We start from the raw sequence: 20,911 nt of genomic DNA on the forward strand, positions 1-20,911 counted from the left end.
CCTGCGTTCGTCACCGGATGCCGGTGATGGTGATCGAGCGGATGACGTGGCGCTGGAAGACCAGGAACAGCACGAGCAGCGGCAGGATCGCCACGGTCGTCGCCGCCATGACGATGGTCCAGTTGCCGTTGTACTGCGACTGCAGCCCGGCCGTGGCCACCGTCAGAACCTGCCACTGGCGCCCGGTGGTGATCACCAGCGGCCACAGGAAGCTGTTCCAGTGGGTGACCACGGTGATGATCGCCAGCGTCGCGAGGATCGGCCTGCTGATCGGCACCACGACGTGGCGCAGCGTTCGCAGGGTCCCCGCGCCGTCGAGCTTCGCGGCGTCGAGGAGGTCGCCGGGGATGGAGCGGAAGTACTCGCGGAGCAGGAAGATCGCGTACGGCGAGCCGAACACCTGGGGGAGCACCAGCGCCCAGAACGTGTTGCGCATGCCGAGGTCGGCGAACATCGTGTAGAGCGGGATGATCGTCACGGCCTGCGGCACCATGAGCGTGGCCAGATACACCCAGAACAGCGCGTCGCGGCCGGGGAACCGCAGCCGGGCGAACGCGTAGGCGGCGAACACCGAGAAGAGCAGCTGCCCCACCAGGATCACGGCCACGACCTGCGCGGTCACCACGATCGGCGACACGAAGTCGTAGCGCCCGCCGAACAGGTCGGTGAAGTTGGCCACCGTCGGCGGGTCGGGCGGGCTGAGCACCGGCTGGGAGGCGAGCTGCCGCGGTGACTTGAGCGCCGTCATGATGCTGAGCACGAACGGGGCCAGGGTCACCACCGCGCCGAGGACGAGCAGCAGGTACGTGGCGCCGGTGGGGACGGCCCGCCGGAACCGGGCGGGGGCCCTCACGTCGAGAGGTCGTAGGTCGTGCGGCGGGCGAACCACCGCTGTTGCACGAGGGTGATCACCGCGATGAGCAGGAACAGCACCACGGCCATCACCGCTGCCTGCCCGATCGCCCGCGACTCGAACGCCTCGTAGTAGATCCGTCCGGCCACGACGTCGGTGACGCCCTGCGGGCCGCCCAGGGGGGTGAGCGCGTAGACCGAGTCGAAGACCTGGAAGCTCGAGATCACGCCGGTCACCAGGACGAAGAACAGTGTGGGGCGCAGCAGCGGCAGCGTGACCAGGCGGAAGGTCTGCCACGGGCCGGCGCCGTCGAGCAGTGCGGCCTCCAGCACCGTGGACGGGATCGCGCGCAGCCCGGCGACGAAGAACAGGGCCACGTACCCGACCTGCGTCCACACGGTGACCGCCGCGACCGACGGCAGCGCCAGCGCCGGGTCGGCCAACCACTCCACGCGGAGGCCGAGCAGGGCGTTGAGGGCGCCGTCGGTGGGGGCGAGGATCCAGCGCCACACCACGCCGAGCACCAGCGGCGCACAGATCCACGGCAGCACGTACACCACGCGGAAGACGGCAGAGCCGGGAAGGCCACGGTTGAGCAGCAGCGCCGCACAGAGCCCCAGCACCGTCTGGGCGGGAATCACGATCGCCACGAAGACGGCGGTGACCAGCAACGATCGCGCGAACCGCCCGTCCTGCGCCACCTCGACGACGTTGTCGAAGCCGACGAACGTGCGCGGGCCGATCAGGTCCCAGCGCTGCATGGCGAGCCAGACCACGACCAGGATCGGGAGCACCAGGAACGCCGCCACGCCGAACAGGCTCGGGGCGAGCAGCAGGTAGGCAGTGCGCGTCTCGCGGGATCTCATCGTGGCGATCTACTCAGTGGGCTCCCGGTCCGACGCTCCGCCGGAGCGCTCCGTGCTGCCGTCACCGTGGTCCCCGAGATGCGTGTCGTCCGAGTTGGATGGTCATCGGAGCTAAGATCCTCTTCGCGTCGCTGTCAAGAAATGCGCTCACGTCCAGGCCGCCGGGATGCGTACGCATTCGTGTACCTTCGCGGACATGCGACCGCCGGAAGTCCTGTCGTTCCGGGAGTTCCGCGCCGGCCTCGCCGCCACGCTGAAGCGCGTGCAGAGCCCCGGGAGTGAGCCCGTCTTCGTGGGCGCCCATCGCAGGCCGGAAGCCGTGGTCATGTCCGTCTCACACTACGAGGCGCTCGTGGCCGCCGCCGAGCGGCGCGAGGCCGTGGCGGAGGCGCTGGCCTCGGTGCGGGCCGAGGGGCTCGAGCCCAGCACGGAGGCACAGCAGTTGTTCACGGCGGTCGCGGCGGGCGACCTCGACACCGATGAGCTCCGCGAGCGGGTGCTGGCGCGCTACCACCGGTGAGCTGGGATCCCTACCTCGACCTGGACACCGGCGTCCTGCACAACCGGCTCGGGATCAGCGACCGCCTGGAGCTCGCGCGGGCCGAGGCCGACCTGACGGCGTCGCGGCTCTACGACCTGCAGCGCACCCGGCTGACCGGTGACTACGACCTGGACCACCTGCGGTCCTTCCATCGGGTGATCTTCGGGGACGTCTACGACTGGGCAGGGGAGCTGCGCACCGTCTCGATCGGCCGCGGCGGGCTCTTCTGCCTGCCGGGGGATCTCGTCTCCTCCGGCAGCGAGGTGTTCGACCGCCTCGCCCACGCCCAGTACCTGCGCGGACTGGATCGGGAGAAGTTCGTCGACCGCCTCGCCGATCTGCTGGCCGACGTCAACTACCTGCACCCGTTCCGCGAGGGCAACGGCCGGACACAGCGTGCCTTCCTCGCCCAGCTCGCCCGCGACGCCGGTCACCGCATCCGCTGGGCGCTGATGGACCCCACGACCAACGTCGCCGCGTCCGCTGCGGCGCTTCGCGGTGACAACCGGCAGCTGCGTCACCTGCTCGACCTGCTCGTCGTCGGCGGAGGCTTCCCGGCAGGCAATCGGCCCGAGCAGCCGCCGCGGCCCTCCGAGCCGGGGTAGGACGGGGCCCGGGCGGGCAGGAGGGTGCCGGACAACTCCGCCCGTAGCGCGCAGTAGGGCGGAGTCGTTCAGCGCGCTCCTACGTCAGGTGGTCGAAGTCACCCCGGACCCAGCCGATGTGCCGGTCGGCGGAGCGGCGCACGATAGCCCGGGCGTCGGAGTCGATCTTCAGGCCGAAGTTGCCGTAGAGCCGGTCGAACTCGAAGCCCTCGACCGCCTGGGCGATCCGCTCGACCACGGCGCCGGAGAGCGGGATGCGGTTCGGATAGCTACGCATGAAGCTGACGGACGTCCGGTCCGGGTTGGGCATGATCGTGTCGCCGCTGAGCAGCACGCCCGCGCCTGCCGCTCCCGCCGCCCAGTGGGCGACGGCGCTACCGGGGAAGTGGCCGCCCGGCTGCGTCAGCGTGACACCCGGCAGGAGCTCCACCTTTCCCGACCACGGGCGGATGACCGGGTCGGGCCGGGCGACCCAGTCCATGTCCCGCTCCGCGACCAGCACCTCGGGGTCACCCAACGCCCGGCTCCACTCCACCTGCACCCCGAACATGTGCGGGTGGCTCGGCACGATCGCGACGACCTCGCCCAGCTCGCGGATGACCGCTGCGGTCTCCTCGTCCAGGTAGCCGATCGGGTCCCACAGCAGGTTGCCCTCCGACGTGCGGATCAGCTTGGTGTGCTGACCGATGCCGACCTGGGGGTCGCTCGTGATGGAGAAGAGGTCAGGCTCCAGCTCGGCCAAGACGAGTCGCTGGCCTGCGGCCTCCAGCTCGTCCAGAGTGGTCCACTGCTGCCCCTCGGCCGGCACCCATTGCCGCTCGTCGGCGCAGATCCGGCAGACCCCGATCGCTTCGCTGTGTTCCACCGCGCATGTCCGACAGATCGAGAAACCCACGGCTGTCCCCTCCACCTCGACGCTAGCCCCACACCACCATGCCCCCTACCGACAGTCTTGTCCTCATCAGACGCCGTGCACGTCCGGGGTCGAGGGCGGTGGCAGAACGGTCGGGGCCGGGCGCAGCCCGTCGATCAGCAGGGCGAGGTAGCGCTTGCGGTCGGCACCTCCCGGATCGCGGGGGTGGACGGTGGCCAGAGCCATGATCGTGACGGCGGCGAGGTCACGCGCCACCAACTCCGGGCGCACGACACCGGCCTCGGCGGCGCGGCGTAGCGGCCGGTCCATCGTGGCGACGAAGCGGCGCATGCTCTCCAGGTCCAGCGCGCGCGTCTCGCGGGCGATCGCGAGCACCACCTTCCGCCCGGCGAGCACCTCGACGGTGGCCTCCAGCGAACTGACCAGGTCACGCCAGGGGTCGTCGGTCTCCACCGCCATGGCGGGCTCGATCTCGGCGGCGACGATGTGCTGGAAGACGGCCCGCACGAGCTGTTCCCTGTTGCGGAAACGGCGGTACACGGTGGCGACGCCGACCCCGGCGCGGCGCGCGACCTCCTCGAGCGTGACGGCCGACCCGGCCTCCTCGAAGGCCTGGCCGGCCGCGACGACGATGCGCTCGTAGTTGCGCGCGGCGTCGGCTCGTAGGCCGTGCCCGTCCGTTGCCGTCATCCGCGCACGCTAACAACCACGTGGTGGGCGCGTGTCCTCAGTCGTCCAGGGCGCGTAACGCACCGGACGGGCACAGGGCGACGGCCTGCCGAGCGGCGTCGGCGTCGCCCGCGGGAACGTCCTCGACCAGCAGCTCGACGATCCCGTCGTCGTCCTGGTCGAAGACGGCGGGAGCGGTGAGCACGCACATTCCCGCGCCGATGCAGGTCTCGCGGTCCGCAGCGATCTTCATTCCTGTGACTCCGTCCTGTCCGTCTGTCGTGTCGGGGTGCTCACCAGGTGACCGGCAGCGAGCGCAACCCGTAGATCGCGTTGTACACGTGGAAGTCGACCTCGTCGTCAGGCACCGCCAGCGCGAGGTTCGGGAAGCGCCGGAGCAGCGCAGGGAAGGCGGTGTGCATCTCCATCCGGGCGAGCGGCGCCCCGAGGCAGTGGTGCACCCCGTGGCCGAACGCGACGTGGCCGGGCGCACCGCGGGTGATGTCCATACGCCCCGGGTCCTCGATGAAGCCCGGGTCGCGGTTGGCCGCCGGGAGCGCGACGACGAGCAGCTCGCCCTCGGGGATGACCTGGCCGGCGATCTCGACCTCGGTGGTGGTGGTGCGCGGGATGCCGGAGTGCACGATCGACAGCCAGCGCAGCATCTCCTCGACGGCGGGCGTGACCATCTCCGGGTCGTCGCGCACCATCGCGAGCTGCTCGGGGTGGCGCAGGAGCGCCAGCGTGCCGAGACCGAGCATGTTCGAGGTGGTCTCGTGTCCCGCGATCAGGAGCAGCGAGGCGATGCCGACCAGCTCGTCGAAGCTCAGGTCGTCGCCGTGCTCACGGATGAGCATGCCGATCATGTCCTCGCCGGGGTCGGCCATGGCGCCCTTCACCAGGCGCGTCATGTACGCCCGGTTCTCGCGCATCACGGCGACCCGATCCTCGGCGGACAGCGACACGTCGAGCAGGCGCCCGGTGCGCTGCTGGAACTCGGCGCGGTCGGCGTAGGGCACACCCAGGAGCTCGCAGATCACGAGCGACGGCACCGGCAGGGCGAAGGTGGCGACCAGGTCGGCGGGCTTGCCTGCCCGCTCGATGTCGTCCAGGGCGCCCTCGACGATCTCGACGATCCGGGGCTCCAGCCTGCGCATCCGGCGCACGGTGAACTCGGGCGTGAGCATCCGCCGAAGCCGGGTGTGGTCGGGCGGATCGAACGCGAGCATCTGCCCGGCCCGCATCTGCTCGAGCTCCTGCTCGGTGAACTGAGGGCCGTCGGGCCGCTCGAACCTGCGGGTGCGGGCGTTGCTGAACCGGACGGCGTCGGACAGGACCTCGCGGACGTCCTCGTACCGGGTGATCAGGTAGGCGGGTGGGCCACCGAAGAGCGTGGGCACCTTCGTGATGCCCCCACTGTCGCGGACCTGCAGAAGCTCCTCGACCGGGTCGAACTGCTCGCGCCGCATGTGCAGGGGCAATGCCGGTGCTTCGGTCATGTGCCTGCTCACCTTCTCCTTGCTGAACGGACAGCACCGATGCTAGCACCGAAGTGAAAGTGGCCTATCGGATCACGTGGCCAGGTCAGCGCTGTCCGGGGAGCCCGGAGAGCAGCTGGGAGATGTCGGCGAGCAACTGCTCCTGGGCCGTGGTCAGGAAGAAGTGGTCTCCCGGCAGCATGCGAAGCTCGAACCCGCCGCTCGTGTGCTGCGCCCAGTCCCCCGCCTCCGACCTGGTGACATGCGGATCGGCCGCTCCGGAGAACGCCGTGATCGGGCAGGGGAGCGGAGCCTCGGGCGTGTACTCGTAGGTCTCGCTGATGGCGAAGTCGGCGCGCAGCAGCGGGAGCGCGAGTTCGAGCAGCTCCGGGTGCTCGCGGATCTCCGGGCTGGTCCCGTTCAGCTCCAGGACGGCGTCCAGTAGCCGGTCGTCGTCCATCTTGTGCATGGGCTCGTGCTCGTCGCTCCGGACGTGCGGCGGACGGCGGCCGGACACGAGCAGATGCCGTGGCAGCGGGTCACCGGTGCGCCGCAGGTAGCGGGCCAGTTCGAAGCTGACCAGGCTCCCGAGGCTGTGCCCGAAGGTCACGTACGGGACATCGAGGAACTCACCGAGCGCACCCGCGAGCGGCGGCAGCAGGTCCTGCATGCGGCTGTAGGCGTCCTCGCCGAGCCGGGACTCCCGCCCGGGCGGCTGCACGGCGCACACCTCGACGTCGGGCGGGACCAGGCGCGGCCAGTCCCGGTAGACGGTTGCGCCACCGCCCGCATAGGGGAAGCAGAACAGTCGCAGTCGCGGCTGCGGCACCATCCGCCGCCGCACCACCCACGGGTTCTCCGTGCTCATCGCGCTCACCCTCACCTCTCGGCCGGCCGGACCTCCCCGATGTTGCCCGCTCGGTGGCGGGCAGGCAGCACCTCGACGGGGCAGATCACGGACCTCTCGGCCCGGCCGGCTTCGGTTCAGCGCACCAGTCGGCCCAGGAGCGATGCCGCCCCCATGATCCCCACGACGGCGGCGACGACGAGAACCGCGAAGTCGAGCCCGATGTCGGCCGGCGCGCCGACGAGCAGCCCGCGCAGGGCGTCGACGAGGTAGGTCAGCGGGTTGATCCGGCTGATCACCTGGAGCCAGGTGGGCATCAGCTCGATCGGATAGAGCGCGTTCGACGCGAAGAAGAGCGGCATCGTCATGAGCTGGCCGATGCCCATCAGACGGTCCCGGGTCTGGGCGACGCCCGCGATCGCCATCGACAGGCAGGCGAAGAAGCCGGCACCGAGCATCAGCGCGACGGCGGCGCCGATCAGCTCGAGCGGGTTGACGGTGATGGACACCCCGAGCAACAGCGCCACCGGCACGAGCACGACGACGGGCGCGAGCCCGCGCACTCCCGCGGCGAACGCCTTGGCCAGCACGATCGCGGCCCGCGGCGTGGGCGTCACCATGACCTTGGTGAGGATGCCGGCGTCGCGGTCCCAGATGATCTGGATGCCGAGGAAGATCGAGATGAACAGGGCGGACTGGGCGAGGATGCCGGGCGTCAGGTACGCGAGGTAGGACAGTTCGCCGGTCGGGATCGCCCGGATGCGGTTGAAGATCGTGCCGAAGACGAGCAGCCACAGCACCGGCTGCGCCATGCGCGTGACGAGCTCGGTCTGGTCGCTGCGGAGCTTCTGCAGCTCGACCAGGCTGAGCGCCCACGTCCGCGCGCCGAGCAGGCGGACGGGCTCAGCCCAGCTTGCGGGCGGTGTTGCGACTGCGACGGACATCCCTCATTCCCTTCTGCTCCTCGGCGTCGGCCAGATCAGCACCGGCGTACTTGCGGAACACGTCGTCGAGCGTGGCGTCCGGGCCGATCTCGGCGCGCAGGGCGGCGGGAGAACCGGTTACCTGCAGCCTGCCCCGGTGCATGAGGGCCACGACGTCGCACAGCTCGTCGGCCTCTTCCATGTAGTGCGTGGTCAGCAGCACGGTCATGCCGTAGTCAGCACGCATCTGGCGCACCCGCTGCCACACCCCGGCGCGGGCGATCGGGTCGAGCCCGACCGTCGGCTCGTCGAGCACGAGCAGTGGGGGATGGTTCACGAGCGCCTGGGCGAGCTCGAGCCGGCGGATCATGCCGCCGGAGTAGGTGCCTGCCTTGCGGTCGGCGACCGGGAGCAGGTCCATCGCGGCCAGCGCCTCGTCGACCCGCGCCGGCCGCTCGGCCCGGGGCACGTCGAACAGCCGGGCGAACCACATCACGTTCTGCCGCCCGGTGAGCGCCGCCTCGATGGAGAGCTGCTGGGGCACGTAGCCGAGCTTGCGGCGAACATCGGTGGCATGGCGGCGGACGTCGAGCCCGAAGACGCGGACGTTGCCCTCCTGCACGGGGAGCAGCGTGTTCAGCACGCGGATCGTGGTGGTCTTACCTGCCCCGTTGGGGCCGAGCAGCCCGACCACCTCGCCCGCGTTGATGCGTAGGTCCAGGTGATCGACGGCGACGGTCTCGCCGAACCGGTGGACCAGCCCCGTGCACTCGAGCGCGATCGCCGGTTGCGCTTCGCCCGCCGGCGCCTCGTCCGAGCGTGTGGCCGACTCGCTCACGGCTTCACCTCTTCGCGTTCGTGCTCGCGCTCCAGCACCCGCAGCGCCTCGGCCAGCGCCTCCAGCGCGTCGATGCCGGTGGCCAGGTCGGCCACCTGCTGGGGGGTGAGCCGGTCCAGCGCGTCGTGCAGCACGGTGCGCCGCCGCTCCCTGACGAGCGTTGCCTTCTCCTGTGCTCGCGGCGTGAGGGTGAGCCGCCCGACGCGTCGGTCGAGCGGATCGGTCTCGCGAACCATGTGACCCGCTCCGACGAGCTGCGTGACGATCGTCGAGACGCTGTTGGGGGCCAGCCCGAGCTCCTGGGCGACATCCGCCACGGGGCTGCCGGGGCGCTTGCTGACCGCCGCCAGCACCTCCCGCTGCGACACCGAGAGCGTGTCGCGCTCGAACATGTGGCCGGCGGCCCGCCGCAGCAGCCTGCGCAGCGCGCCGATGGCGGGCATCAACGCGTCGGAGACGGCGTCGCTGGTAGGAGGGGTGCGGGGCGGTGGCATGCTCGGGAGCATATACCTCTGAAGCAGAGTTAATCTGCCGCAGATATGATCACGCGTCAGCCGAGGAGTGAACCGGTGAGAACGGGCAGCACCGCGCCACCGGCGATCCCGAGCAGCAGCGACAGGGCGGCTGCCGTGAGAGCGCTGCTCCGGGTGCGGATCCCGGCCGGGCTCAGGACGTCCGCACGCTCCGGGTCGGAGCCGCGGAATGCCGGCGCGATCCAGCGCAGGTAGTAGAAGACGCTGGCCACCGTGTTGACCACGGCGAGGACGGCCAGCCATGCGAAGCCCCCGTCGATGGCGGCGGTGAAGACGGTCAGCTTGCCGAGGAACACCGCGGTGGGCGGAGTGCCGACCAGCCCCAGCAGACACACGACGAGCGCCGCCGCCAGGCCGGGCCTGCGGCGTGCCAGACCGCGGTAGTCGTCGAGCGTGCGAGCGGCCGGCAGGGCGGCGACCACGGCGAACGCGCCGAGGTTCGTCACGGCGTAGCCGGCGAGGTAGAACAGCAGCCCGGGAAGTGCCTCGGCGGACCGCCCGGCGACGCTCACGGCTATCAGCAGGTATCCGACCTGCGAGACGGTCGAGTAGGCGAGCAGTCGCTGCACGGAGCTCTGGAAGAAGGCCGCGAGGTTGCCGAGCGTCATGGACAGCGCGGAGAGCACCGCCAGGAGCAGTGGCCAGTCGACGACCTGCTCGGGGATCGCGACGTCGAGGAGCCGGTAGGCACCGGCGAGCGCGCCGATCTTGGGAATCGTGGTGATCACGGCCGCGACCGGGGCCGGAGTGCCGTCGGTGACGTCCGGCACCCAGAAATGGGCGGGCACGGCGCTCGCCTTGAACGCGAGTCCCACGAGCACGGCGACCAGCCCCACCGCGGCGACGGTGGCAGGACCCGTGCCGAGCCCGGCACGCAGAGCGGCATACCCCGTGGCGCCGCCTGCCGCGTAGAGCAGCGCGGTGCCCGTGAGCATCGCGACGCCCGCGAACGCACCCGACAGGTAGTACTTCATCGTGGCCTCGGTGGCCCGCCCGGCCTTCGCCCATCCGGCAAGGCCATACATCGGCACGCTGGCCAGCAGGAACGCCGCGAACAACAGCAACAGGTCGGCCGCGCCCGCCAGCAGGATCGTCCCGAGCGCCCCGAGCTGCAGCAGCACGGAGAACTCGCTCTCCCGGGGGTGCCCGTCCACCGTGTCGGCCGCGAGCCAGAGGGCGAGCAGCGTGGCGACGAGCACGATCGCACGGGTGGCGTTGGTGGCGGTGTCCACCGCGTAGCTGCTGCCGAACACGACCTGCGGCGGGGCGGTCGCGGCCACGCCGGTCGCCACGAGCCCGACGACGCAGGCTGCGGCGGCGAGCAGCCGGACCGGCCGCTGGTGCCGGCGTGGGAGCCACGCCCCCACGAGCAGCCCGAGCACGGCACCGCAGAGCAGCGCCAGTTCCGGGATCAGCGCGGCGGGGTTCTCGTTCGTCATCGGCACCCGTCGTCACCCGCGCCGTGCCGGTCGTCGGCTCACCGCGAGACCAGCTGGTTGACGGTCAGTGCGGCCGGTTCGATGACGTCGAGCAGGAACCGGGGCGCTATGCCGATGACCGTGGCGAGGACGAGCAGCGGGATGATCGCTGCCGCTTCGGATGGGCGCAGGTCGGGGAACGGGTGGGGAGTGCCCGGAGCGTCGGGAACCCGCAGCGGGCCGAGGAAGAGCCGCTGCAGCGCGAGCAGGAAGAGCCCCGCGGTGACCAGGATGCCGGTGACCGCCACCGCCGTGGCCACCGGCGCGGAGGACAGCGACCCGGTGAAGATCTGGAACTCGGCGATGAACCCGGAGAACCCCGGCAGCCCGAGCGAGGCGAACGCGGCCACCGCGAACAGCGTGGCGAAGCGGGGCGTGCGTGGCGCGAGCCCCGAGTACTCCGCCATGTCGTACGTGCGGCCGCGGTCGTACAGGACTCCCGTCAGCAGGAACAGGGCACCGGTGATCAGTCCGTGGGACACCATCTGGGTCACGGCTCCGGTGGTCGCGAGCTGGCGGGCCTGCTCGTCGGTGCCGGCGACGAGTCCCGCCGCGCCGATCCCGAGCAGGACGTAGCCCATGTGGTTGACCGAGGTGTAGGCGATCATGCGCTTGAGGTTGCTCTGGGCGAGCGCGACCAGCGCTCCGTACACCACCGACACCACCCCGACGACCACCACGACCAGCGCGTACTGCCGCCAGGAGCTGGGCAGTACCGGCATCGCGATACGCACGAACCCGTAGGTGCCGAGCTTCAGCAGAACTCCGGCGAGGATCGCCGAGCCGGTGGCGGGTGCCTCGGTATGAGCGGGCGGTAGCCAGGTGTGGAACGGGACCGTCGGGGTCTTCACCGCCAGCCCGACACCGATCGCGAGCAACGCCAGACCGGCGTAGAGCCCGCCGCCCGCCAGCGGGTTGGCCGCGACCAGCTCCGGGATGTCGAACGTGTGCGGCTCGGCGGCCAGGAACAAGAGGATGAACCCGAGCAGCAGGGCCAGCGAGCCCAGGAACGTGTAGAGGAAGAACTTCAGCGCCGCCGCCCGCCCCCGTTCGCCGTGGCCCCACCCGGCGATCAGGAAGTACATGAACACGATCGAGAGATCGAAGAACAGGAAGAACAGGATCAGGTCGAGCGCCACGAACACGCCGAGGCACACCGTCTGCAGGGCGAGGAACAGCGCCACGTAGGCCCTCACCCGGCGGGTCTCCCGCAGCGCGAACACCGCGCACGTCGTGAACAGCACCGCCGTGAGCATGAGCAGCGGGATCGACAGGCCGTCCACGCCGACGTGGTAGGAGATCCCGGCGGTCGGGATCCACGGGAGCTGTTCCTCGAATCCGAATGCGGGTGGGTCGGGCAGCCCCACCCAGACGGCGACGAGCAGCCCGATGTCCGCGAGGCCGGTGGCGATCCACGCGGCGACGAACACGCGGCGCGGGGCACTGGCGGGCACGCACATCAGCGCTGCCGCGACGGCGGCAGGCAGGAACACGATCAGCGACAGCATCGCGCTCACCGCACCGTGATCACGACGGCGAGCGCGGCCAGAACGGCGAAGCCGACGGCCATCTGTGCGTAGTACTGGTGCAGCTGCCCGGTCTGCGGCCGCCGGGCCCACCGGCCGAGGGCCCGCGCAGCTGCGGCGATGGCGCCCACACCCGAGTCGAGGGGGTTCTCGGCCCGCCGGTCCAGCATCCGCGCCGCACGGACCGTGGCACGGCCGGCACCATCGACGGCCCGGTCGAGCACCCGGTCGTCGAACCGGGCGAGTGCCGATGCGAGGGCGAGTGTCGGGCGCACCAGCACCGCGTGCACCGCGCGCTCGACTCCGAGCCATCCGTGCAGCAGTGCGGGTGCCGGGAGCCGCGAGGCCAGACGCCAGGTCAACGCCGCGGCACCGAGAGCGAGAACCGCGGACACGGCCAGCTCCCATCCGGCCGGCGCCGGGACGGGCGCGAGAACGCCGGTTGCGAGGAGGGGCAGCAGGCCGAGCCCTGCCGCGAGCACGGCGAGTACGACGAGCGGCGGACGCACCACAGCGGCGACGCGATCGGCAGGCTCCCGCTCGACCCGCCCGGTGCCGGACACAGCGGGCTGCCACACGTACCAGAGCGCCTTGACGCTGTAGCAGGCGGCGATCACGGCGGCGGCGAGCCCGGCCACGTAGAGGGCGGGTGAGCGTTCGAGAGCGGCGGCCAGGACCGCGTCCTTGGTGGCCCACAGCGAGAGCGGCGGAATCCCGGCAAGGGTCAGCGCACCGACGGTGAAGGTCAGTCCGACCAGCCGGAACCGCCGGGCCGCGCCGCGCAGGCCGTCCAGCCGGCGGGTGCCGAGCGTGACCAGCCAGACCCCGGCGAGGAGGAACAGCAGGCTCTTCGTGGCGGCGTGCGCCACCAGCTGCAGCGTGCCGGCAGCCGTTCCGCCGACGCCTGCGGCGAGCACCATGTAGCCGATCTGCCCGCAGGTGGATGCGGCGAGCAGCTGCTTGAGGTCGGTCTGGGCGACCGCGACGAGCCCGAGCAGCACAGCGGTGGCCACACCGGTCCAGGCCACGGCCGGGGCCGCCCATCCGCTCGCCTCGAGCAGCGGCGCCAGGCGTAGCAGCAGGTACGCGCCCGCGGCCACCATGGTCGCCGAGTGCAGTAGCGCGGAGACCGGGCTCGGCCCCCGCATCGCACCGGAGAGCCAGAAGCTGAACGGCAGCTGCGCCGACTTGCCCAGCGCCGCCACCATCACACCGGCGGCGACCAGGTGCAGCCAGCCGCCCTGTGTGGCGGGCAGGGCAGCGAGGTCGAGCGAGCCGATCCCGCCTGCCAGCGCCGCACCCGCGGCGAGGTACAGGCCGAGGTCGGCGGTGCGGGTGGTGAGAAATGCGGTGTGGGCGGCACGGACGGCAGCGGGGTCACCCCGGTGGTAGGCGATCAGCGCCCAGCTGGTCGCGCCCATCACCTCCCACGCCATCAGCAGCACGGCGAGAGTGGTGGCGGTGACCGTCACCAGCATCGCTCCGGCGAACAGCAGCATCAGGCCGACGAATCGGCCGGTACGCAGCCCGGGCTCGCCCGCCGCGACCAGTAGCACCGCGAGAAGGGCGCCGGAGACCGTGACGACCATCGTCGCGGACAGCCCATCCACGGCCAGCCCGGCGCGGATCCCGGCGAACAGCGGTGCATCGGCGGTCGGGCGGAGTACCGCGGCGGCGATCGCGAGCGCCAGCACGACGGCCGCGAGCAGGATCGAGACGGGCGCGGCGAAGCGGTCGGCCCGGCGACCGGCGAGGGCGAGGACGCCACCGGCCCCGAGCGTGACTGCGACGAGCGACCACAACAGCGCCGATGCGGGCATCCGGTCAGCCCCGCAGGTCGGTCGCGCTGTCGGTCATGTCGACCTGGCGAGCACGGTAGATCGCGGTGACCACCGCGAACCCGGCAGCCATCTCCACTGCCATCGCGGTGATGATCACGACGATGAGGACCTGGCCGTCGGTGCCGCCGGGGGCGAGGAAGTACCAGAACGCCGCGGTGGCGAGGATGACGCCGTTCAGCATCAGCTCCAGGCCCATCATGAGCATCACGATCGACTGCTGTGACAGCGCCCCGTAGAGGCCGATCGCGAAGAGCGCGGCCGCGGCGAGCAGGAACAGCTGGAGGATCACCGTCCGGCCCTCCCGGCCGCGGGGTCGTCGGCGGGCCGGGTGCGTAGGTCGTCGCCGAACCGGTCGTAGCGGCCGCGGTTCGTGGCCAGCACGACGGAGGTGACGATCGTGGCGAAGAGGGCCACGCCGAGCGTCATCATGGTCAGCATCTGGCCACCCATCAGGGCTTCGCCGAGTGCGAACGTCAGGTCCGGAGCCGGTGATCCGCGGCGCACAGGCCAGTCGACCAGCAGGATTCCGGCGGCGAGCGCGGCGAAGGTGCCGATCGCGATCGCCATCGAGCCCGCCTTGTTGTGATACATCGCCATCGGCATCAGCCCGGCAGGGTTCATCATGTACATGATCATGAAAACCGCCATGATGACCATCTCGATCACCATCATCAGGGCGATGAGCACTCCGAGGTAGCCGAGCCCGAGCAGCAGCACGAGACCGGCGACGGCCAGGAACGAGCCGAGCAGCGCGAACGTCACCCGTGCCATCGAGCCCAGCCGGAACACCGCGAACCCCGAGACCACCGCGGCGATTGCGAGGATCCAGAACAGGGCGGTCGAGGCCATTCACATCCCTCCTCCTCCGCGGCCGAGCACGACGAGCGCGACGGCCAGCGCCTGGGCGATCATGAGCGGGACCAGCACGATCCAGGAGAACTCGGTCCAGCGGTCCATCCGGATCGTCGGGAAGCGGTGGCGCAGCCACACCATGGCGCCGAGCACCGCCGCGGTCTTGATCGCCACCCACAGCCAGGCGGGCAGCCACGGCCCGTTGCCGCCGCCGAGGAACAGCGGCACCGCCATGGCGGCGGCGACCACCAGCAACAGCCACCGCCCGCCCGCGAACACGAGCCGGTCGACGCCGGACAGTTCCGCGGCGGCCCCGCCCGCGACGCCGCGATCCACCGGCGCGTCGAACGGGCCCCAGAACGCCATGGCGGCGGCGGAGACCAGGTACACGACGAAGGCGACCGGCATGATCGCCACGAACCAGAGGCCCTGCTGGGCAGTGACGATGTCGGTGATCCGGAGGCTCTGCGCACCCAGTGCGGCAGTGATGATCGCGAACATGTGCGGCAGCTCGTACGCCAGGCCCTGTGCGACGAACCGGTAGCCGCCGACCAGGCTCAGCGCGCTGTCGGGTCCCCACCCGGCCATCCAGACCGCGGCCCACGCCAGCACCTCCATGGCGTTGAACCAGACGACACCGACCCCGAGATCGGCCACGGGCCGCGACCCGAGCGGGAGTACGGCGGCGGCGAGCACCGCGGCCACCGGCAGCACCGCGGTGCCGAGCCGCCAGAGCACCGGATCCGCGGCGACCGTGCGACGGCGCTGCCCGACCAGCAGCCGCGCGGACTCGCGCAGAGGCGCGAGCGTGGCCGGGACCGGACCGATCGGTCGCCCGGCGGCGCGTGCGGTGAGGGCGGTGTCGAACGCGGTGGTCGCCCATGCCGCCAGCGCGAGGAGCAGCGGCAACAGCAGGACCCACCACACGGGCAGAGCGCCGGGCAACTCGATGGGCATCGGCTCACCCATGCGGCGCCTGTTCGGCTCGGGTGACGGTGACGCGGTCGGTGTCCGGGTCCACGGCGGCGACGATCAGCCGCGCTGCGGCGAGCTCTGCCCCGACGAGCAGACCGGCCAGCTCGTCGGGAGTGGGGGCGTCCGTGTCGCCGGGGTCGTCGTCGGCGTGCGCAGGGTTGTCGACGGCTGCCAGCGCGGTCGGCAGAGCCGCGAGCCGGGCGGCGAGCAGCGCGGTGACATCGCCCGCGCCGGTGCCGACCCCGCGCAGCATCCGGCGCAGCATGCGCGACCGCCGGACCCTCTCCACCAGCGCATCCGCACGCGGACGTAGCGACTCCGCCGGGGCGCCGGCGAGGAGCTCGTCACGGAGGTGGCGGGCCGTGGCCGCGGGGTCGGCCCAGCCTGCTGTGCCGAGGAGGCGGGCCAGGGCGTCGAGGTGGCGGGCCGCGCGACGGCGCGTGTGCCCCGCGCTGCTGTCCGCATCGCTCCAGAACGCGGGCGGGGCAGTGTCGTCGTGGGCAGGCGGATCGAGGACCCGGGCATTGGCCTCCTGCACGACATCGCCCTGGAGGACCACGTCGACGACCAGGCCTGCGGGCCAGTCGGGCAGAACCGGGCCGAGCGGGACGTGCAACCGGTCGAGCATCAGCCCGTCGCGGTCCGGGCCGACGTCGGCCATCGGCAGCCCACCCGGCATCTCCATCCCGCCGCCGTGCTGATGCCCGCCCTGCTGCTGCCCGCCCTGCTGATGCCCGCCCTGCTGATGACCGGCGTGCTGATGACCGGCGTGCTGATGCGAGCTGGGTTGGTGCTCGCGGTGTTCGTGCTGCTCGTGCTCGCTGTGTTCCGTGCCGCGGCGCTCGCTCGGCAGGTGTTCGCGGTGTTCTCCGTGCCGGGCATGGGAGGAGGGCCAGGCGGGTTCGCGGCGTTGCCGAGCGGTGTCGGCGAGGTCCGCTGCGGCTCGGTCCAGCGCGGGCGCGGCTGTGCTCGCCGTTGCGACGTCCACGCGGGTACGTGGGGCGGGCACCTGCTGCCACAGCCGTTCGACAACGGCTGTGAGCTGCGGGCCGGGGACTCCCGCCACCACGAGCACATCGGTGTCGGCCGGACTCGGAGCGACGGGCCAGCCACGCCTGGCGAGCTCGGCCTCGACCGCCAGGCGCTCTGCGGTGCCGCCGACCGCCGGCACGACCAGCACGTGCGGCCGGGCGGCGGCGAAGCGCAGCAGGCGGGCGGTCAGGTCCACTGCAGGGCTCCCTCCCGCCACGCGTAGACGACCCCGGCCAGCAGGATGGCCAGGAACGTGAACATCTCGATCACCGCGGCCGGGCCGACCCGGGACACGACGAGCGTCCACGGGTACATGAACACCATCTCCATGTCGAAGGCCAGGAAGACCATCGTCACGGTGTACCACCGGACGTGGAAGCGGGAGAACGCGTGCTGGGCCGGGGGCAGGCCGCCGCTGAACGGGGTGACCTCCAGCGCCGGCGGGCGTACAGAGAGCATGCGGGACATCCCGTAGATCAGCAGCACTGTCACCACGACGACGCCGAGCAGGACGAGCACCGGCCGGAACTCGGCCATCGGCACTCCTTCCGTTCACTCGATTGATACCTATACCCCGCACGGGCATCGTTGCCCAGCCGCCGGGCGGTGTCCACCCGGAGCGCTCTTCCGGGTACTCATGCGGCCACCGCTTCGGAGCGCCCGGGTCGGGCCGCGAGGCGACCGTTAAGTCTGGATTTTCATGATTCTTCTGCGCCGGCAAGGAATCGCCGCTGTAACGCCATCACATTCGGTGTGTGTTTTGTGCTGAACGGTGACTCCCGGAGATGGGCGAGGGGAGCGCCCGTCCCCGGGTTCAACGGACTGGTACGAACCGACTACTGACCGCAAATGGTGATCGTTATCATGTCATTGTGGTCGGCCATATGGGCGGAGAAGGCCGAATATGCGGGAGGCTGTCACGTACGCTCACCAGGTTTCTTGCGGACGAGGAGCTGGTGAGATGATCGGCGGATTCCTGGGCAAGGCCACAGGATTGGTGGCCAGCGGCGCGGTAGGTGCGGTCGCCTACGACGGGGTCAAGCGACTGATGCGCAGCGACGTGTTCCACGGCGCGGCGGTCACCGTCACCTCGTGGGGGCTGCGAGGAGCGCGGCTCGCGGAGACCGGAGCCGAGAAGGCCCGGCTCACCACCGCCGACATCGTCAGCGAGGCGCGGGACAAGGTCGGCGAACAGTCACCTGCTCCCGGCGGAGCGGCTTCGATCCACAACCACGAGCACTAGGCACGCGTGGCGATCACCGTTGTCTCGGACGCGGCCGGCCGCGTCCGGTTCGATACTCCGGAGCTGATCGGTAGTCCGCCCCTCGCCGTCGCGGTCGAGGATGCCGTCGACGCCGTGCCGCACGTGCGTCAGGTGTACGCCTACCCGCGCACCGGCAACGTCGTTGTCTGGTTCGACCCGCAGCGCTGCGACCGCACCGAGCTCGTCGAGGCGATCGGCAAGGGACTGGGTGCCGACCCCCAGGCCACCGCCGAGCGCACTCCGCGTTCGGCGGACACCACCAACGGCGGTCTGGTCCGCCTGGTCGTGGGTGGGCTGGCGCTGGCCGGGCTGGGACTGCGCCGGTACGGGCTGCGCAGGCCCCCGATGCTCGGGCCCACCAGTCGCACGGTCGCCACCGGGGTCACGATCTTCACCGGCTACCCGTTCCTGCGCGGTGCCCTGCGCTCGCTCACGGGCCGCAGAGGAGCCGGCACCGACGCACTCGTCTCCGCGGCCACAGTTGCCAGCCTTGTGCTGCGGGAGAACGTCGTCGCGCTCACTGTGCTGTGGTTGCTCAACATCGGCGAATACTTGCAGGACCTGACGCTGCGCCGCAGCCGGCGGGCGATCTCCGAGCTGCTCACCGGCGCGCAGACCAGGGCCTGGATCCGGCTCGCGGACGGCACCGAGCTCGAGGTCGACATCGACCAGCTCGGAATCGGCGACCAGGTGGTGGTGCACGAGCATGTCGTGCTGCCCGTCGACGGAGTGATCGTCGAGGGTGAGGGCATCGTCGACCAGGCGGCGATCACCGGCGAGCAGCTGCCCATCACCGTCGCGCCCGGCAGGTCGCTCTACGCAGGCACCGTGGTGCTGCGCGGACGGCTGGTGGTGCGGGCATCGGCGGTGGGCCGCGACAGCGCGATCGGGCGCATCATCAACCGGGTCGAGCAGGCCCAGCAGGACCGGGCGCCGATCCAGACCGTGGGCGAGAACTTCTCCCGCCGCTTCGTGCCCACGTCGTTCGCGCTGTCGGCGCTCACCCTGCTGGTCACCCGTGACGTCCGGCGCGCCATGACGATGCTGCTGGTCGCGTGCCCCTGCGCGGTCGGGCTGGCCACACCCACGGCGATCAGCGCGGCCATCGGCAACGGCGCCCGTCGCGGGATCCTGATCAAGGGCGGCGCGCACCTCGAGGCGGCCGGTCGCATGGACGCGGTGATCTTCGACAAGACCGGCACGCTCACGATCGGCCACCCGATCGTCACCAACGTCGTCTCCTTCCACGACGCCTGGACACCGGAGCAGGTACTCGCCTACGCCGCGAGCTCGGAGATCCACTCGCGGCATCCGCTGGCCCAGGCCGTCATCCGGTCCACGGAGGAGCGGCTCATCACGATCCCGCCGCACGAGGAGTGCGAGGTGCTGCTCGGGCAGGGGATGCGGGTGGAGTCCGACGGGCGGATCCTGCTGATCGGCAGCCGCGAGCTGCTGGCGCAGGAGGGGATCCCGATCAGTGCCGCCGCTGACCACTGGGTCCGCAGGCTGCAAGCGGCCGCCGAGACCCCGCTGCTGCTGGCCGTGGACGGCACCCTGGTCGGCCTCGTGTCACTGCGGGACACGCTGCGGCCGGAGTCCCGCGAGGTGCTCGACGCGCTGCGCGCCGACGGCGTGCGCCGGATCGTGCTCCTCACCGGCGACCACTCGGAGACGGCCGCCGCCGTGGCCGCTGAGCTCGGGATCGAGGAGTTCCGGGCGCAGGTCTCGCCCGAGATGAAGCAGGATCTCGTCCGATCCATGCAGGACGAGGGATACACCGTCGCGATGGTGGGCGACGGCACCAACGACGCCCCCGCGCTGGCGCTCGCCGACATCGGCATCGCGATGGGGGTGGCGGGCACCGACGTGGCGGTCGAGACCGCCGACGTCGCCCTGGCCGGCGACGACCTGCGCAAACTCCTCGACCTACGAGACCTCGGGCGGCGCAGCATCGGCCTGATCCGGCAGAACTACGGCATGTCGATCGCGGTCAACGCGGCCGGCCTCGTCGTCTCGGCCGGGGGAGCGATGAGCCCAGTGGTGGCGGCCGTCCTGCACAACGCGTCGTCCGTGGCCGTGGTGAGCAACAGTTCGCGGCTGATCCGCTACCGGCTGGGTCGCTAGCCGCCCCTTCCGGGAGGCAACGGGGCAGGCGGGTCGACAAGCCCGCTGGCGTCCGGCCCGACGAAACCGAGCCCGGGGGTCCCGGCGCACATGGGGATCGAGTGTCACCCTGTCCGCTGCCGGCGCGCAGCGGGCAGGGGCGGGCGCCTGCCGCGCGCGTTGATCATCATCCCGGGACGTGGAGCCGTGTGTGGCCCTGCCGCCGGTTCCGGACCGGTGATCATGGCCAGCGGACGGGGGTTGGTGGTCCGCGGGGTCTCGGTGCCTTTCGGAGGTTGATCACCATTTGGGACACAGAGCAGTGTGCGGCGCGGTTCCCCGTTCCCGGTCGGCGATCATGACCGCGGCGCGGGGCCGGCGCTTCCCGGGGCTGTGCCGGCACGGTCGCCTCGGGTGTTGATCGCCGTTACCGGACGCGGAACCGTGTGTGGCGCGGTTGCCGGTCCCGAGTCGGTGATCATGGCCTGGAGTGGGGCTGCGCGGCGGCCGGGCGGCGGCCGGGCGGCCCGTTCGGGGGTCGCCGGCCGGCCTTGATCACCATTTCGGGACCCGGAGCCGTGCGCGGTGCGGTTCCAGGTCCTCGATTGGCGATCATGGCCGGGGCGCGGGCTGGTGCGCCCTGGGGACTATGCCGGCGCGGCTGTCTCAAGTGTTGATCGCCGTTGCCGGGCTTTTGGGCCGTGTGTCGCACGGTAGCCGGTCCCTGAATGGCGATCATGGCGCCGTCGCCCCGCCGCCGGTCGTGATCGCCGTTCGGGACGCAGAGACAGGTCTGCTGGTCGACTACCGGAA

22 protein-coding genes are annotated in these 20,911 nt (G+C 71.3%); 4 read left to right on the forward strand and 18 right to left on the reverse strand.

The genetic code is table 11. The features are described 5' to 3' along the window. Positions 1–10: 10 nt before the first annotated feature. Positions 11–853 carry a carbohydrate ABC transporter permease gene (locus ACQPZQ_RS22175; protein ID WP_433298859.1) on the reverse strand — a complete coding sequence of 281 codons (843 nt, stop codon included), beginning with the start codon at positions 851–853 and terminating at the stop codon, positions 11–13. Further along, positions 850–1,719 (reverse strand): carbohydrate ABC transporter permease, encoded by an 870-nt coding sequence (locus ACQPZQ_RS22180; RefSeq protein WP_433298861.1) that lies wholly within the window; start codon positions 1,717–1,719, stop codon positions 850–852. Before ACQPZQ_RS22180 ends, ACQPZQ_RS22175 begins: the two co-directional genes overlap by 4 nt. A gap of 196 nt (positions 1,720–1,915) precedes the next feature. Here ACQPZQ_RS22180 and ACQPZQ_RS22185 point away from each other — a divergent pair, with 196 nt between their 5' ends. Both ACQPZQ_RS22185 and ACQPZQ_RS22190 read left to right on the forward strand, forming a co-directional pair. Continuing rightward, positions 1,916–2,239, forward strand: coding sequence for a type II toxin-antitoxin system Phd/YefM family antitoxin (locus ACQPZQ_RS22185; RefSeq protein ID WP_433298863.1), 324 nt, complete (start codon positions 1,916–1,918; stop codon positions 2,237–2,239). Further along, a complete protein-coding gene (locus tag ACQPZQ_RS22190) occupies positions 2,236–2,865 on the forward strand; it encodes a Fic/DOC family protein (RefSeq protein ID WP_433298865.1) in 630 nt (209 codons plus the stop codon). The genes ACQPZQ_RS22185 and ACQPZQ_RS22190 overlap by 4 nt, the downstream gene beginning before the upstream one ends. A gap of 79 nt (positions 2,866–2,944) precedes the next feature. Here ACQPZQ_RS22190 and ACQPZQ_RS22195 read toward each other — a convergent pair whose 3' ends face one another. The 16 genes from ACQPZQ_RS22195 to ACQPZQ_RS22270 form a co-directional block, all read right to left on the reverse strand. Beyond that, the gene (locus ACQPZQ_RS22195) at positions 2,945–3,730 is read right to left on the reverse strand and encodes a hydrolase (protein ID WP_433298867.1); all 786 of its coding nucleotides are present in this window, start codon (positions 3,728–3,730) and stop codon (positions 2,945–2,947) included. A gap of 96 nt (positions 3,731–3,826) precedes the next feature. Then, positions 3,827–4,429, reverse strand: a complete 603-nt coding sequence (locus tag ACQPZQ_RS22200; RefSeq protein WP_433298869.1) for a TetR/AcrR family transcriptional regulator — start codon at positions 4,427–4,429, stop codon at positions 3,827–3,829. A gap of 37 nt (positions 4,430–4,466) precedes the next feature. Further along, the gene (locus ACQPZQ_RS22205) at positions 4,467–4,661 is read right to left on the reverse strand and encodes a ferredoxin (protein ID WP_433298871.1); all 195 of its coding nucleotides are present in this window, start codon (positions 4,659–4,661) and stop codon (positions 4,467–4,469) included. Between the two features lie 40 nt (positions 4,662–4,701). Beyond that, positions 4,702–5,907: a cytochrome P450 gene (locus tag ACQPZQ_RS22210; RefSeq protein ID WP_433298873.1), complete on the reverse strand. Its 1,206-nt coding sequence runs from the start codon at positions 5,905–5,907 to the stop codon at positions 4,702–4,704. Between the two features lie 85 nt (positions 5,908–5,992). Beyond that, positions 5,993–6,754 (reverse strand): thioesterase II family protein, encoded by a 762-nt coding sequence (locus tag ACQPZQ_RS22215; protein WP_433298875.1) that lies wholly within the window; start codon positions 6,752–6,754, stop codon positions 5,993–5,995. 116 nt (positions 6,755–6,870) lie between these two features. Next, positions 6,871–7,677: an ABC transporter permease gene (locus tag ACQPZQ_RS22220; RefSeq protein ID WP_433298877.1), complete on the reverse strand. Its 807-nt coding sequence runs from the start codon at positions 7,675–7,677 to the stop codon at positions 6,871–6,873. After that, entirely contained in the window at positions 7,637–8,494 is an 858-nt protein-coding gene (locus ACQPZQ_RS22225; protein WP_433298878.1) for an ABC transporter ATP-binding protein, read from the reverse strand. Before ACQPZQ_RS22225 ends, ACQPZQ_RS22220 begins: the two co-directional genes overlap by 41 nt. Then, the gene (locus ACQPZQ_RS22230) at positions 8,491–8,988 is read right to left on the reverse strand and encodes a MarR family winged helix-turn-helix transcriptional regulator (protein WP_433298880.1); all 498 of its coding nucleotides are present in this window, start codon (positions 8,986–8,988) and stop codon (positions 8,491–8,493) included. Before ACQPZQ_RS22230 ends, ACQPZQ_RS22225 begins: the two co-directional genes overlap by 4 nt. A 56-nt stretch (positions 8,989–9,044) precedes the next feature. Further along, positions 9,045–10,466 carry an NADH-quinone oxidoreductase subunit N gene (locus tag ACQPZQ_RS22235; protein ID WP_433298882.1) on the reverse strand — a complete coding sequence of 474 codons (1,422 nt, stop codon included), beginning with the start codon at positions 10,464–10,466 and terminating at the stop codon, positions 9,045–9,047. 38 nt (positions 10,467–10,504) lie between these two features. After that, on the reverse strand, positions 10,505–12,013 hold the full coding sequence (locus tag ACQPZQ_RS22240; RefSeq protein WP_433299309.1) for a complex I subunit 4 family protein: 1,509 nt from the start codon (positions 12,011–12,013) through the stop codon (positions 10,505–10,507). Positions 12,014–12,018: 5 nt separating this feature from the next. Continuing rightward, entirely contained in the window at positions 12,019–13,851 is a 1,833-nt protein-coding gene (locus tag ACQPZQ_RS22245; RefSeq protein ID WP_433298884.1) for a proton-conducting transporter transmembrane domain-containing protein, read from the reverse strand. A gap of 4 nt (positions 13,852–13,855) precedes the next feature. Then, entirely contained in the window at positions 13,856–14,161 is a 306-nt protein-coding gene (gene nuoK, locus ACQPZQ_RS22250) for an NADH-quinone oxidoreductase subunit NuoK (RefSeq protein WP_433298886.1), read from the reverse strand. Further along, positions 14,158–14,721 (reverse strand): NADH-quinone oxidoreductase subunit J, encoded by a 564-nt coding sequence (locus ACQPZQ_RS22255; RefSeq protein ID WP_433298888.1) that lies wholly within the window; start codon positions 14,719–14,721, stop codon positions 14,158–14,160. Before ACQPZQ_RS22255 ends, nuoK begins: the two co-directional genes overlap by 4 nt. After that, positions 14,722–15,681, reverse strand: a complete 960-nt coding sequence (locus ACQPZQ_RS22260; RefSeq protein WP_433298890.1) for a complex I subunit 1 family protein — start codon at positions 15,679–15,681, stop codon at positions 14,722–14,724. Between the two features lie 4 nt (positions 15,682–15,685). Next, entirely contained in the window at positions 15,686–16,927 is a 1,242-nt protein-coding gene (locus ACQPZQ_RS22265; RefSeq protein WP_433298892.1) for a hypothetical protein, read from the reverse strand. Next, positions 16,918–17,268 (reverse strand): NADH-quinone oxidoreductase subunit A, encoded by a 351-nt coding sequence (locus tag ACQPZQ_RS22270; protein WP_433298894.1) that lies wholly within the window; start codon positions 17,266–17,268, stop codon positions 16,918–16,920. Before ACQPZQ_RS22270 ends, ACQPZQ_RS22265 begins: the two co-directional genes overlap by 10 nt. 424 nt (positions 17,269–17,692) lie before the next feature. Between ACQPZQ_RS22270 and ACQPZQ_RS22275 the strand changes: the two genes are divergently transcribed. After that, positions 17,693–17,974, forward strand: coding sequence for a DUF1490 family protein (locus tag ACQPZQ_RS22275; protein ID WP_241040841.1), 282 nt, complete (start codon positions 17,693–17,695; stop codon positions 17,972–17,974). Positions 17,975–17,980: 6 nt separating this feature from the next. After that, positions 17,981–20,119, forward strand: coding sequence for a heavy metal translocating P-type ATPase (locus tag ACQPZQ_RS22280; RefSeq protein WP_433298896.1), 2,139 nt, complete (start codon positions 17,981–17,983; stop codon positions 20,117–20,119). The last annotated feature ends 792 nt before the right edge of the window (positions 20,120–20,911 follow it).

Source organism: Pseudonocardia sp. CA-142604 (genome assembly GCF_050948475.1).
Taxonomy (GTDB): Bacteria; Actinomycetota; Actinomycetes; order Mycobacteriales; family Pseudonocardiaceae; genus Pseudonocardia; species Pseudonocardia alaniniphila.

Excerpts from the sequence above, each read along its gene's own strand:
- ACQPZQ_RS22180 (WP_433298861.1), bottom strand. The coding sequence starts at position 1,719 with ATGAGATCCCGCGAGACGCGCACTGCCTACCTGCTGCTCGCCCCGAGC.
- ACQPZQ_RS22185 (WP_433298863.1), top strand. The coding sequence starts at position 1,916 with ATGCGACCGCCGGAAGTCCTGTCGTTCCGGGAGTTCCGCGCCGGCCTC.
- ACQPZQ_RS22200 (WP_433298869.1), bottom strand. The coding sequence starts at position 4,429 with ATGACGGCAACGGACGGGCACGGCCTACGAGCCGACGCCGCGCGCAAC.
- ACQPZQ_RS22205 (WP_433298871.1), bottom strand. The coding sequence starts at position 4,661 with ATGAAGATCGCTGCGGACCGCGAGACCTGCATCGGCGCGGGAATGTGC.
- ACQPZQ_RS22210 (WP_433298873.1), bottom strand. The coding sequence starts at position 5,907 with ATGACCGAAGCACCGGCATTGCCCCTGCACATGCGGCGCGAGCAGTTC.
- ACQPZQ_RS22215 (WP_433298875.1), bottom strand. The coding sequence starts at position 6,754 with ATGAGCACGGAGAACCCGTGGGTGGTGCGGCGGCGGATGGTGCCGCAG.
- ACQPZQ_RS22220 (WP_433298877.1), bottom strand. The coding sequence starts at position 7,677 with ATGTCCGTCGCAGTCGCAACACCGCCCGCAAGCTGGGCTGAGCCCGTC.
- ACQPZQ_RS22230 (WP_433298880.1), bottom strand. The coding sequence starts at position 8,988 with ATGCCACCGCCCCGCACCCCTCCTACCAGCGACGCCGTCTCCGACGCG.
- ACQPZQ_RS22235 (WP_433298882.1), bottom strand. The coding sequence starts at position 10,466 with ATGACGAACGAGAACCCCGCCGCGCTGATCCCGGAACTGGCGCTGCTC.
- ACQPZQ_RS22240 (WP_433299309.1), bottom strand. The coding sequence starts at position 12,013 with ATGCTGTCGCTGATCGTGTTCCTGCCTGCCGCCGTCGCGGCAGCGCTG.
- ACQPZQ_RS22245 (WP_433298884.1), bottom strand. The coding sequence starts at position 13,851 with ATGCCCGCATCGGCGCTGTTGTGGTCGCTCGTCGCAGTCACGCTCGGG.
- ACQPZQ_RS22255 (WP_433298888.1), bottom strand. The coding sequence starts at position 14,721 with ATGGCCTCGACCGCCCTGTTCTGGATCCTCGCAATCGCCGCGGTGGTC.
- ACQPZQ_RS22260 (WP_433298890.1), bottom strand. The coding sequence starts at position 15,681 with ATGCCCATCGAGTTGCCCGGCGCTCTGCCCGTGTGGTGGGTCCTGCTG.
- ACQPZQ_RS22270 (WP_433298894.1), bottom strand. The coding sequence starts at position 17,268 with ATGGCCGAGTTCCGGCCGGTGCTCGTCCTGCTCGGCGTCGTCGTGGTG.
- ACQPZQ_RS22275 (WP_241040841.1), top strand. The coding sequence starts at position 17,693 with ATGATCGGCGGATTCCTGGGCAAGGCCACAGGATTGGTGGCCAGCGGC.